General features: G+C 61.8%; 12 protein-coding genes. All 12 read left to right on the top strand.

The annotated features are described in order from the left end of the window. Positions 1-1,026: DUF3363 domain-containing protein (locus HMPREF2924_RS12750; protein WP_141765532.1), on the top strand; the 1,026-nt coding region annotated here is incomplete at its 5' end. A 110-nt stretch (positions 1,027-1,136) separates the two neighbouring features. Next, the gene (locus tag HMPREF2924_RS12745; RefSeq protein WP_025297936.1) at positions 1,137-1,535 is read left to right on the top strand and encodes a BlaI/MecI/CopY family transcriptional regulator; all 399 of its coding nucleotides are present in this window, start codon (positions 1,137-1,139) and stop codon (positions 1,533-1,535) included. Further along, on the top strand, positions 1,535-2,530 hold the full coding sequence (locus tag HMPREF2924_RS12740; protein ID WP_016254216.1) for a M56 family metallopeptidase: 996 nt from the start codon (positions 1,535-1,537) through the stop codon (positions 2,528-2,530). Before HMPREF2924_RS12745 ends, HMPREF2924_RS12740 begins: the two co-directional genes overlap by 1 nt. Positions 2,531-2,670: 140 nt before the next feature. After that, complete coding sequence (locus HMPREF2924_RS12735; protein WP_003139003.1) at positions 2,671-3,918, top strand: TolC family protein; 1,248 nt, start codon at positions 2,671-2,673, stop codon at positions 3,916-3,918. After that, complete coding sequence (locus HMPREF2924_RS12730; RefSeq protein ID WP_003139001.1) at positions 3,915-5,144, top strand: efflux RND transporter periplasmic adaptor subunit; 1,230 nt, start codon at positions 3,915-3,917, stop codon at positions 5,142-5,144. The genes HMPREF2924_RS12735 and HMPREF2924_RS12730 overlap by 4 nt, the downstream gene beginning before the upstream one ends. Before the next feature lie 10 nt (positions 5,145-5,154). Then, entirely contained in the window at positions 5,155-8,292 is a 3,138-nt protein-coding gene (locus HMPREF2924_RS12725) for an efflux RND transporter permease subunit (protein ID WP_070700524.1), read from the top strand. Positions 8,293-8,339: 47 nt separating this feature from the next. Further along, positions 8,340-9,032: a HupE/UreJ family protein gene (locus HMPREF2924_RS12720; RefSeq protein ID WP_022580528.1), complete on the top strand. Its 693-nt coding sequence runs from the start codon at positions 8,340-8,342 to the stop codon at positions 9,030-9,032. A 12-nt stretch (positions 9,033-9,044) separates the two neighbouring features. Further along, positions 9,045-9,713: a hypothetical protein gene (locus tag HMPREF2924_RS12715; protein ID WP_003138992.1), complete on the top strand. Its 669-nt coding sequence runs from the start codon at positions 9,045-9,047 to the stop codon at positions 9,711-9,713. 50 nt (positions 9,714-9,763) lie between these two features. Then, entirely contained in the window at positions 9,764-10,069 is a 306-nt protein-coding gene (locus HMPREF2924_RS12710; protein ID WP_003138990.1) for a hypothetical protein, read from the top strand. Between the two features lie 186 nt (positions 10,070-10,255). Continuing rightward, positions 10,256-11,191 (top strand): LysR family transcriptional regulator, encoded by a 936-nt coding sequence (locus HMPREF2924_RS12705; RefSeq protein ID WP_022580529.1) that lies wholly within the window; start codon positions 10,256-10,258, stop codon positions 11,189-11,191. Between the two features lie 4 nt (positions 11,192-11,195). Next, positions 11,196-11,474, top strand: coding sequence for an EexN family lipoprotein (locus HMPREF2924_RS12700; protein WP_025297938.1), 279 nt, complete (start codon positions 11,196-11,198; stop codon positions 11,472-11,474). A gap of 236 nt (positions 11,475-11,710) precedes the next feature. Next, positions 11,711-13,053: IncP-type conjugal transfer protein TraG (gene traG, locus HMPREF2924_RS12695; protein ID WP_070700511.1), on the top strand; the 1,343-nt coding region annotated here is incomplete at its 3' end.

Genomic DNA, 13,053 nt, shown 5'->3' with positions numbered 1-13,053 from the left:
GGCGAGCGCGGCGACATCATCCGCACGATGCAGCGGGCCATGCGCGGCGAGCCGCGCGAGCTGGCGGTGTTCGAGCCTGGAGACGATGGCCGAACCATCCTCGGGCGCGTGGCCGCGAAGGGACTGGCCGACGAGCTGCGCGACCGGGGCTATCTGGTCATCGACGGCGTGGACGGCAAGGCCCACTACGTCGCGCTCAACGCCCGCGACGAGCTGGCGAACTATCCGACCGGGGCCGTGGTGGAGGTGAAGGGATCGGCCGACGTGCGCGCGGCCGACAGGAACATCGCCGCGCTGGCGAGCGATGGCCTGTACCGCACCGACCATCACCTCGCCATCGCGCAGGGCCAGGTCGTCCCCGGACGCGACCCGCAGGAGGTTGTGGCGGCCCATATCCGCAGGCTGGAAGCCCTACGCCGGGCGGGCATCGTGGAGCGCGTGGCCGAGGGGCTATGGAAGGTGCCGGGCGATCTGCCCGAGCAGGGCCGCCGCTACGACGCGCAGCGCATGGGCGGTGTGGCCGTGGAGCTGAAATCTCACCTGCCCATCGAGCGGCAGGCCCGCGTAATCGGGGCCACCTGGCTAGATCAGCAGTTGATCGGTGGCGGCTCGGGCCTGGGCGACCTGGGTTTCGGTAGCGAGGCCAGGCAGGCGATGCAGCAGCGCGCCGACTTCCTGGCCGAACAGGGGCTGGCCGAGCGGCGCGGGCAGCGTGTGATCCTGGCGCGCAACCTGCTGGGCACGCTGCGCAACCGGGAACTGGCACAGGCCGCCAAAGACATTGCCGCCGATACCGGCCTGGAGCATCGCCCGGTGGCCGACGGGCAGCGCGTGTCCGGCATCTACCGGCGCTCCGTCATGCTCGCCAGCGGGCGCTACGCGATGCTCGACGACGGCATGGGGTTCTCGCTGGTGCCGTGGAAGCCGGTGATCGAGCAGCGGCTGGGGCAGCAGCTTGCGGCAACCGTGCGCGGTGGCGGGGTGTCCTGGGAGATTGGGCGGCAACGCGGGCCTACTGTCGCTTGATTGCCCGCAAGAGCGAGGCGGAGTGCCGGCATGGCACAATAAACCGATTGACGGTCGGTTTTTTCTGGACGATACTCATTAGTTCGAGTCAAAGCTCGGAGCTGACAACCTTGACCAACCACAGCGTACCAACACTTGGCGATCTGGAAATCGCCGTGCTTGAAGACATCTGGCGCTTCGGCCCGTCCGACACCAAGGCGGTTTATTCCCGCATTGGACAGTCGCGCTCGATTTCTTTGAACACCGTGCAATCTACGCTGGAACGTCTATTTCGCAAGGCCATGCTCCAACGCGAAAAGATCAGCCACGCCTACGAATACTCAGCGCGAGTTTCCCGCCGAGAATTGATCCAGAAACTGGTGGAATCCACGGTGCGTCGTGTTGCAGGCCCGCAGCCCGATGCGTTGCTGAGCGCATTTGTCGATCTTGCTGCAAGGGCGGATGACGACCAGCTCAAGAGGTTGGAGGAATTGATCGCACGTCGTCGGGCTGAATTGGATCAGCCGTGATGACGAGCTATGGCCCACTACTTCAGTTTGCATTGCTGTCCGGCTTCGTGCTGGCGGTGACGCTTACTCTGCTGATCGGTGCCTGCGAGCGCCCATTGCGCCGTGCGCTGTCAGGCAAGGCCCCCTCTCAGCGGGCGCGGGTATCTTGGTGGATGCTGGTAACGCCTGCATTGGCGGGTATCACCTACGCGGTGATGACCATTGCAATGCCGTCGATGTTTGACGACTCGGCCCGATTTGCCGCTGCCTGTTCTGCGCATGCCGACACGCTTCTGCATCTGTGCGTTTGGCACCCGAGCAGTAACGGGCAAAGTGCTTGGCTATGGGGTGCATTGGCGTTGCTGGCAGGATATGCAGCTTGGCTGGCGGCGCGGGCCGCAGCAGGTCTTTGGCGCGCTCGTCGAACCCTTGCCTCGCTGGTGCGGCTGAGTGGTCGTCCAGGGCATCCCGACAAACTGCGCGTGCTCGATGTTGAACAGCCTATGGCGTTGGCCTGCGGCGTCGGGCGTGGTCACATTCTGCTTTCAACGTCGTTGATGCGACGACTCAATCCAATGCAGTTGCGCGTGGTGCTCGCGCACGAACAGGCTCACATCGCCAATCGTGATGTTCTGAATCGCTTGACCGCTGCCGTACTGTCCAGCATCCAGTTGCCCGGCGTCCGTCGTCGGTTATTGCGCGATCTGGAACTCGCCTTGGAGCAGCGTTGTGATTTTGCTGCCGCTAAAGAAGTGGGATGCCCTGTCACCGTGGCCGAAACCATCGTTACGGTGGAGAAGATATTTCGGCAACACGCGAGGGAACAGGTGCCGTTGACGATGGCGTTCTTTTCCGATTTTGTCCCTGAGCGCGTTGAAGCATTGCTGTCATCCAGGCACACGTCGATCTCGTATTTGGGGCCAATGCTCGGCATCTTTGTTCTGGCGTTTTGCAGCCTATCTACCGGCTGGCTGCACTTTGTGGCTGAATCTCTCATCACCGTGATGACGAGGTAAGTTCATATGCGCGCGTGCCGTGTTTTTTTGCTTAAAAAACCGATTGCTGATCGGTTTTATCGTGATTCCGCTCCAGCGTGCGTGGGAGGTCGCTGCGCGGAATCGTTTGATCGCCATCTGTTGTCGTCGTGAGGGTTTTCATGAAATTGATCCGCTTAGTGGCCTTGGTGTTCGTCGGGGCCTGCGGCACATCCGCAGCCCTAGCCGCCGAACCCCTGCGGCTGGAGGAGGCAGTCTCCCGCGCGCTCGCTGCCCATCCCTCCATCACAGCCGAAACGGCGCAGCTCCAGGCTGTTCGTGCCCGCACCCAGCGCGAAGCCCTGCCACCGCCTTACACGATTGGCGGTGAGATGGAAAACGTCGCCGGGAACGGCAATCTGCGGGGTATTCGTTCGGCTGAAACGACATTGCGCATCGGCCGAGTTATCGAACTCGGCGGCAAGCGCGAGGCTCGTCAAACATTAGGGCAAGCCGAACTGAGGGAACAAGAGCATCAGGCCACCAAAGCGCGGATCGACTTGGCCAGCACGACCGCGGCTCGATTCATTGAAGTGCTCGCTAGGCAACAGCGATTGGCCTATGCCGAGGAGCGCGTTGAGCAGGCAGAACGCACCCGACAGGAGGTTGCAGCCTGGGTGAAAGCCGCTCGCAATCCCGATTCTGATTTGCAGGCCGCCAATATTGCAGTCGCAGAGGCGCAGCTTAACCGCGAGAGTGCAGAACACGAATTGGCAAGCGCCAAGATGACCTTGGCAGCGAGTTGGGGCGCGTTGACGCCGGACTTCGGTGAAGTCGTCGGCGACCTGCAAACCTTGCCGACCGTAGCGCCATTCGAGACGTTGGCCGCTCGTTTGCCCATGACCCCCGAGCTATGGGCGTCGCGCTTGCGAGCCGACACCATCGGCGCCCGTCGCCGGCTCGCGGAGGCCGAGGCCAAACCCAATCTGGACGTTAGCTTGGGTGTACGTCGTTTTGAGGCCACCAGGGATCACGCCGTGGTGGCGTCAATCTCGATCCCGCTTGGTGGGCCGACACGCTCTGGATACGCGGTGTCCCAGGCCAACGCCGAACTGGCTGCGCTGGAGGCACGGCGCGATGCCGAACGCTTCGAGCGCCACCAGGCACTGTTCGACAAGTATCAGGAACTCACGCACGCACGTCACGAACTGGGGTCGTTGCGCGAACGGATGCTGCCTATGGCCGAAAGTGCCTTGGCAACGACTCGTCGTGGCTTTGAGCAAGGCCGCTTCTCCTATTTGTCGCTGGCCCAAGCACAGCGAACGCTTTTCGATCTTCGCTCGCGTGCTGTCGAAGCCGCCGCTCGCTATCACCTTCTGCTGGTCGAGGTGGAACGCCTCACCGCCACCGTTGAGGAAAACGCACCATGATTCGCATTCTTTCCCTGCTGCTCCTTTGCGTGTTCGCCGCTGCGTGCAGCCCTGGTGGCGACAAGCCCAAAGAGGAGGCCAGCGCCCAAGCCAGCGGAAGCTATGAGCGTGGGCCAAACAATGGCCGACTACTCCGTGATGGAGACTTCGCCCTCGAAGTCACCATCTACGAAACCAATGCGCCCCCGCACTACAGGCTATTTGCCTACCGCGACGGCAAGCCTGTCGCCCCCGCCGATGTTGTTGCGACCATCAAGCTCTCCCGCCTGGATGGCGAGGTCAACCAATTCACGTTCACGCCGGAGAACAACTATCTAGTCGGCAGTGGCGAAGTGACCGAGCCGCATTCGTTCGACGTGGCCGTATCCGCCGAGCATGCCGGAAAGAAGTCCACATGGTCTTACGAGTCCTACGAGGGGCGCGTCAGCATTCCTGCCAGTATCGCCAAGGATGCCGGCATCAAGACCGAATCGGCGGGGCCGGCAGTCATCCGAGACGTTGTGCGACTAATGGGAACTGTTGTTCTGGATGCCGACAGGCACGCAGCGGTTCGTGCGCGCTTCCCCGGCATCGTGCGCTCTGTGAACGTGCAGCAAGGCGAGCGCGTCCGCCGCGGCCAGACGCTGGCCGTCGTCGAGGGCAATGACAGTATGCGTACCTACCCGATCACGGCGCCGTTCGATGGCGTCGTGCTCGCGCGCAATACGAATGTGGGCGACGTGGCCGAAGCTGGTGCGCTGTTCGAGCTGGCCGACCCGTCCAATGTATGGATCGACCTGCGTGCCATCGGCACAGACGCCGAAGTTCTACAGCCAGGCCAAGCCGTGCGAATCCGGTCAGCGACCGGAAAGACCGAAGCCAGTGGAAAGATTCAACGGCTGTTGCCGGTGGCCGGCAGCGGCCAGAGCGTCATTGCCCGCGTCAGCATCCCGAACCCGGAGGGGCGCTGGCGTCCCGGTATGACCGTGGCCGCCGAGGTCACAGTAGGCACGCGCAACGTATCGCTTGCGGTGAAGGAGTCGGGATTGCAGCGATTCCGCGACTTCACCGTGGTATTCGCACAGGTCGGCGAAACCTACGAAGTGCGAATGCTTGAGCTTGGGGAGCGGGATGGCGAATACGTTGAAGTGACCGGCGGACTCAAGCCCGGCACGAACTACGTGGCCGAGCAAAGTTTCCTGATACGCCAAGACATCGAAAAGTCTGGCGCCAGCCACGATCACTGAGGACGCGGATATGCTCGAACGTATCATTCGCGCGTCCATCGCGCATCGCTGGCTGGTGCTTCTACTGGTGCTCGCCCTGTCCGGGCTGGGGATCTGGAACTACAGCCGCTTGCCGATCGACGCGATCCCGGACATCACCAATGTCCAAGTGCAGATCAATACCGAGGCACCGGGCTACTCGCCAATGGAGGCAGAGCAGCGCGTCACCTTCCCGGTTGAGACGGCATTGGCTGGCCTTGCTCGGCTGGACTACACACGTTCGATTTCCCGCTACGGTCTGTCGCAGGTCACGGCGGTCTTTGAGGACGGCACTGACATCTACTTTGCTCGCCAGCAGGTCGCCGAACGCTTGCAGCAGGCATCCTCGCAGCTTCCGACGGGCTTGAATCCTTCCCTCGGGCCGGTGGCAACCGGCCTCGGCGAGATATTCATGTACACCTTGGAACCCGAGAAGGGCTACGAGGAAGTATGGACGCCAACGGCGCTGCGCACGTTGCAGGACTGGTCAGTGCGTCCGCAGCTTCGCAACCTGAAAGGCGTCACCGAGGTCAACACCATCGGCGGCTACGTGCGCCAATTCCACATCACGCCCGATCCGGTCAAGTTGCTGGCCTACGGGTTGACGATGAACGACGTGCTGAACTCCGTCGCGCGCAACAACGCGAACGTCGGTGCCGGGTACATCGAGCGTCATGGCGAACAGTATCTGATCCGCATTCCCGGCCAAGTGGGCGACATAGAGCGGCTGCGGAAGATTGTCGTGGCAACGCGCGATGGCCTTCCGCTCCGAATGGGCGATGTGGCGGAAGTGCTGGAAGGCAGCGAATTGCGAACCGGCGCTGCAACGAAAGACGGCAAGGAGGTCGTGTTGGGTACGGCCTTCATGCTGATTGGCGAGAACAGCCGAGCGGTTGCGCAACGCACGGTGGAAAAGCTCGCTGAAATCGACGCGACACTTCCCGAGGGAGTCCGCGCGCATGCGGTTTACGACCGCACGCAGCTCGTTGATCGCACCATCGCCACCGTGCAGAAGAATCTTCTGGAAGGCGCATTGCTGGTGATCGCAGTGCTTTTCCTGCTGCTGGGCAACATGCGGGCAGCTCTGATAACTGCTACCGTGATTCCGCTTGCCATGCTGCTGACGATTACCGGCATGGTGCAAAACCGTATCTCGGCCAATCTGATGAGCCTGGGCGCGCTGGACTTCGGCCTGATCGTCGATGGCGCGGTCATCATCGTGGAGAACTGCTTGCGCAGGTTCAGCGAGCGACAGCACCAGCTCGGTCGCCTGCTGACCCGCGATGAGCGTTTCTCGCTGGTTTCGAGTGCCAGTGCGGAAGTCATCAAGCCCGCCTTGTTCGGGCTGTTCATCATCACGGCTGTTTACCTTCCGATCTTCGCGTTGTCGGGCGTGGAAGGAAAGATGTTCCATCCGATGGCCCTGACCGTCGTCATCGCCTTGACCGGCGCGATGGTGTTGTCGCTGACCTTCGTGCCCGCTGCGGTCGCCCTGTTTGTCACCGGCAAGGTTTCCGAGAAGGAAACCAAGGTGATGCGCGGCATCAGCCGCTTCTATGCACCGCTTCTCAAGCAGGCGATTAAGTTGAGAGTCGCCATCGTCGCGGCAGCGGCAGTGCTGGTGGTGCTGTCCGGCCTGCTTGCAGCACGCTTGGGAACCGAGTTCATCCCGAACCTGGATGAAGGCGACATCGCCCTGCACGCGATGCGTATCCCCGGAACGAGTCTGACGCAGGCGATTGGCATGCAACGCCAACTGGAAGCCCGGATCAAGGAGTTTCCCGAGGTGGAGGAAGTCGTCGCCAAGATCGGCACCGCAGAGGTTGCGACCGACCCCATGCCGCCTTCGGTCGCTGACACCTTCATCATGCTGAAGGATCGCAGCGAATGGCCCGATCCACGCAAGCCGAGGGCCGTACTGCTCGCCGAACTGGAGAAGGCGGTGAGCGCCATTCCCGGCAACAACTACGAGTTCACTCAACCCGTGCAGATGCGCATGAATGAGTTGATTGCAGGTGTTCGTGCCGAGGTGGCAATCAAGGTGTACGGCGACGACATGGAGCAACTGGCAGAAATCGGCTCGAAGATCGAAGCCGTGGCCGAGAGTATCGACGGGTCTGCCGATGTGGCGCTTGAGCAGATTACGGGCCTGCCGCTGATGACGATCACGCCGAATGTGGATGCACTGGCTCGGTACGGCCTGGCGATCGACGACATACAGCAGACGGTGGCGATCGCGCTAGGCGGTGCCGTCGCTGGCCAGGTGTTTGAGGGAGATCGCCGATTCGACATTGTGGTTCGGCTACCCGAAGCGCAACGCCAAGACCCGAAGGCACTGGCGACACTGCCCATTCCGATTCAAGCCGGAACGGTTGCCGGGCTAGGCCAAGCAGCCTATGTGCCACTCGGCCAGCTTGCGTCCATCGAAGTAGCGCCCGGCCCCAATCAGATCAGCCGCGAGAACGGCAAACGCCGGATCGTTATCACCAGCAACGTGCGCGGGCGCGATCTAGGTTCGTTCGTGGAAGAACTACGTGAGCGGGTGAGCCGTGAAATCACACTGCCCGAAAGTTATTGGGTCAGCTACGGCGGCACGTTCGAGCAACTTATCTCGGCCAGCCAACGCCTGTCCGTCGTCGTGCCGGCCGTGCTGGTTCTGATTTTCGGCCTGCTGTTCATGGCCTTCGGCTCGGGCCGGGATGCAATGGTCGTCTTTAGCGGCGTTCCGCTGGCGCTAACGGGTGGTGTAGCCGCATTGTGGCTACGCGATATTCCGCTCTCGATTTCAGCAGGTGTCGGCTTCATTGCGCTGTCCGGCGTGGCTGTGCTCAACGGACTGGTGATGGTGAGCTTCATTCGCAAGCTGCATCACGACGGCGCACCGATTCAGGACGCCATCGTGAATGGCGCGATGACGCGACTGCGCCCAGTGCTGATGACCGCGCTGGTTGCAAGCCTTGGTTTCGTACCGATGGCCATCAATGTCGGAACAGGCGCGGAAGTGCAAAGACCACTCGCCACTGTCGTCATCGGCGGCATCGTTTCCTCGACGCTGCTGACGCTGCTGGTTCTACCTGCGCTGTACCGGCTGGTCTATCGCCACAAAAACACCGAGAGGGTGCCAACGTGAGCCGGTGCCCATTCCCATTTCCCTTGGAGGTTCCCTTGTTGTCACGCATGTTCCGTTTCCCCGACCGAAGCCAATGGCTGATGGTGCTGGTGCTGTCCCTGTTGCCACTGTGGGCGTTTGCCCACGGTGTCACCGGCGATGATCAGGCGTTTCTTGAGCAGAACACCGGCCGTAATTTGCTGGTGTTCACCTACCTCGGGGCCAAGCACATGGTCACTGGCTACGACCATCTGCTGTTCCTGCTGGGCGTGGTGTTCTTCCTGTACCGGATGCGCGACGTCGGCACCTACGTCACCCTGTTCGCGGTCGGCCACAGCGTCACCTTGTTGCTGGGCGTGCTGGGCGGGTTCCACGTCAACGCCTATCTCGTCGATGCCATCATCGGCCTGTCGGTGGTTTACAAGGCGCTGGACAACCTCGGTGCGTTCAAGCGTTGGTTCGGCTTCCAACCCAACACCAAGGCCGCCGTGCTGATCTTCGGTTTCTTCCACGGTTTCGGTCTGGCGACCAAGTTGCAGGATTTCGCGCTGTCGCGTGATGGTCTGGTGCCCAACATGCTCGCGTTCAACGTCGGCGTGGAGTTGGGCCAGTTGCTGGCCCTGGCCGGCATCCTGATCGTGATGGGTTTCTGGCGGCGCACTGCCGCTTTCCCGCGCCAGGCCTTCGCAGCCAACACCGTCCTGATGACCGCCGGCTTTGTGCTGATCGGCTACCAACTCACCGGCTATTTCGTTTCCTGATCGAGGTTATCCATGTCCTACATTCCTGCTCCGCAATCGCTTCCCAGCACCGCCCGCCTGCTCAAGGCCACCGGGCTGGCCATCGCCGTGGCATCCGTCCTGCTGGTGACGGTCGTGCTTCCCGCCGAATACGGCATCGACCCGACCGGCATCGGCACCCGGCTGGGGTTGGACGTGCTGGGTGCCAAGGCCGAAACCAAAGCCGCGCAAGCACCGGCATTGGCCGCGCCCACTTCTGACAAGACAGCGGCAACGCTGCCGGCAACTGAAGCCGAACTGGAAGCCAAGGCCATTGCGGCCTTCGGCAAACGTTCGCTGGGGCAATCGCTGGACGTGCGTGCCATGTCGCCCAGCGCCAATGCCGTGCGCAGCGACACCCTCAGCCTGACGCTGGAGCCGGGCAAGGGTGCGGAGGTGAAGATGCACCTCAAGCAAGGTGAGGGCGTGGTCTTCCAGTGGAAGGCCTCGAACGCTGTCCTGCTCGACATGCACGGCGAACGTCCGAACGCGAAGGGCGAGTGGACGAGCTATTCCATCGAGCCGGCGCAAAACGAGGCTCGCGGCACTTTCGTGGCCCCGTTCGAGGGAAGCCACGGCTGGTACTGGAAGAACGAGAACGATGAACCGGTCACGGTCGAAGTGGCCGTGACCGGCTTCCAGCCCGATTTGCATCAACCCTGATTTCCACCCATTCCAAGCGTTCCACCCAACCCAACCACAGGAGTCTCCCGATGAAACTGCGTTCGTCTCTCATGATTGCTTTTGCCGCCACCGCACTGCTGACCGGCACCGCCTTCGCTCATGACCCGGCACTACACAGCAAGGAAGATGAAGCCAAGGCCAAGCCCGCCACCTGCCAACAACTCAACGACCCGGAACACTACGAAATCGACTTGAAGGATGATTCCACCCGGTCGCTGAAGGCGCGTTGCGATGCCCGCAAGAAGGCGCAAGAGCAGACGGCTGCCCCGGCGCAGAAGAAGCCGGCTACAACGCCGGCTCCGGCACCCCGTCAATCGTCCGACGGCAAGAGCTGATTTTTCAGATTGTGGCCGTGACTCACAAGGTCACGGCCATCGCCTGATTGAGTTGGCAACTCCGCTTTGGCCCTCGCTCGGCTGCTCGGAGCTGCCAATACTCAGCACTGGCCTGGGTGACGAATCATGGCTCTAGCATTAACCGAGAAGCAAGTGCTATGTCGGCTCGGAGGGAATGAATATTCTATGGAGTTGAGACACCTGAAGTATTTTCTCGCCGTAGCTGAGGAGCTTCGCTTCGCCCGTGCCGCAGAGAAGCTGCACATTGAGCAATCGCCCTTGTCCCGAGCCATCAAGGAACTGGAAGAAGAACTGGGTGTTGTGCTGTTTGCCCGCACCACCCGCAGCACCAGGCTAACCCGCGCTGGCAAGTTGTTCTTGGAGCACGTTCGTCGCGTACTCGCTGCTGTGGAACAGGCTCGCGAGAGCGTCAAGGCTGCGGCCAACGGCTTTCACGGGCAGTTGCGCGTGGCGTTGTCCGATGGCATCACGCCATCGCGTCTATCTGCCTTGCTCGTACTTTGTCGCCAGGAAGAACCTGAGGTAGAAATCCGATTCTTCGAGGTGCCCCTGTCACAGCAGATCAAAGGGCTTCATAGCGATCTGTACGACGTGGGATTCGCCCAGTCCAACGAGGTTGGTGATGGCATCGTCACCGTACCTGCCTGGAGCGATACGCTGATGGTCGCGGTTCCTGGCCGGCATCCGCTGCTGGCCCACAAACGCATCCCCTTGGATGAGCTGCTGCGCTACCCATTGGTCTTGTGCGATCCGCAAGTGTGCGAAGGCCACGCCAAGCATGTCGAACGAGTGCTTCGCCATACTGAGATGGAGCCTTTGATTGCAGAACGTGTTGCTTCTTGCGACCTGATGATGGCGCTGGTATCGGCTGGTTTCGCGCTCGGGCTGGCCGGCGCCGCACACATTGCCGCCAGCCGTGAGCCAGGTGTCGTGGCCCGTCCGCTGGCGCAGCGCGTGCCACCGTTGACGACGTACTTGCTTCATCTTGACGGTGATCTATCCGACGAACTGGCAAGATTCATTGAGCGCGTACAGACCATCGAATCTCTGGAACCCCCAAGGCCGATACGAGGTCGAAATCCCGATGCTTCGGAGGAATGATGCCATTAAGAAAATCATCCCGTTCTTGCTGATGGCTGCATTGGCTGCCTGCGGCCAGTCCGAGACGCCACAGAAGCCCGCTGATTCCACAGTCAACGTCCCGACGGTGGAAGAACTCGCGGCCAACCCCGAGCGGCTCAAGGAACTGCGGCAGCAGTGCAAGACCGACCGCGCCAAGCTGGGCGAAGTGCTGTGCAACCGCGTGGCGGAAGCTACGCGCAAACGGTTCTATGGCGACGGCCAAACGCCATATACACCACCGAAGGAATCGCCCAAGTTCTGATTGTTGGCAACTCGCTGCATCATCTTCATTTTTCTTCTCGACACGCCGCAATGCGCTACCGCTTGCGGCGTTTTTCTTTGGCCTGCCGCAGCACTAATTCTTTCTTTTTCCTCGACCTTTCTGCTCTAAACGGTCTTTGACCGGCACTGATCCGACACCGATCCTGACGCCTGCGGCACGTCCTTGTGCCGCTTCTTCCATGAGGAATCAGCGCAGGAGAAATCGGAGGCCAGGTCATGCAAGGGACGAACGTGCTGTTCGGTCAGATCGCCGTGGTATTCGGCATCGTGATCGCCGGAGTGTGGGGCGCCACACAATGGACAGCAGCAGCCCTTGGCTATCAGCTACGCCTTGGCTCGCCCTGGTTCGATTTTCTTGGCACGCCGATCTACTACCCGTGGAAGCTGTTTGAGTGGTGGTTCTCTTACGGCGCCTATACCCCGGAAATCTTCGACACGGGCGGAGCCATCGCCGGTGGCAGCGGCATGGTCGCCGTGGCCGTCGCCATTGCCATGTCGGTCTGGCGCTCGCGACAGGCACGCCTGGTCACGACCTACGGTTCGGCCCGTTGGGCGAATGCGCAGGACATTCGCAAGGCGGGCCTCACGCAGCCGGTCGGCGTGTTCCTCGGCCAGTACGATCGCCAGTACCTGCGCCATGAAGGGCCAGAGCATGTTCTGACCTTCGCGCCCACACGCTCGGGCAAGGGCGTCGGCCTGGTGGTTCCCACCTTGTTGAGCTGGCCGGCCTCGGCGGTCATCCACGACATCAAGGGGGAGAACTGGCAGATCACCGCCGGCTGGCGCAGCCGTTTCAGCCACTGCCTGCTGTTCAACCCGACCGATGCAAAGTCGGCGGCCTACAACCCGCTGCTGGAGGTACGGCGCGGCGCGCATGAAGTGCGCGACGTGCAGAACATCGCGGACATTCTAGTCGATCCCGAAGGCGCGCTGGAGAAGCGCAACCATTGGGAGAAGACCTCGCACGCGCTGCTGGTCGGGGCGATCCTGCATGTGCTCTATGCGGGCGAGGACAAGACGCTGCGCGGCGTCGCCAACTTCCTCAGCGACCCGGCCAGCCCCTTCGAGCTGACCTTGCACCGGATGATGACCACGCCCCACCTGGGCGATGGGCCGCATCCGGTGGTGGCATCCGCTGCGCGCGAAGTGCTCAACAAGTCGGACAACGAGCGTTCTGGCGTCTTGAGCACCGCCATGTCGTTCCTCGGCCTGTACCGCGATCCCACGGTGGCCGAAGTCACGTCGCGCTGCGACTGGCGCATTGCCGACCTCATATCCGCCGAGCATCCCGTATCGCTGTACCTGGTGGTGCCGCCTTCGGACATTTCGCGCACCAAGCCGCTCATCCGCCTGATCCTCAACCAGATCGGGCGGCGCTTGACCGAATCGCTCGACGGCTCTGACGGCATCGAACGCCGCCACAAGCTGCTGCTGATGCTCGATGAGTTTCCGGCCCTGGGCCGGCTCGACTTCTTCGAGACGGCGCTCGCATTCATGGCGGGCTACGGCATCCGCAGCTTCTTGATTGCGCAGTCGCTCAACCAGATCGACAAAGCCTA

Source organism: Pseudomonas sp. HMSC063H08, from assembly GCF_001813645.1.
Taxonomy (GTDB): Bacteria; Pseudomonadota; Gammaproteobacteria; order Pseudomonadales; family Pseudomonadaceae; genus Pseudomonas; species Pseudomonas aeruginosa.
Note: the sequence above shows the minus strand (reverse complement) of the source record. Positions and strands in the feature narration are given on the sequence as shown.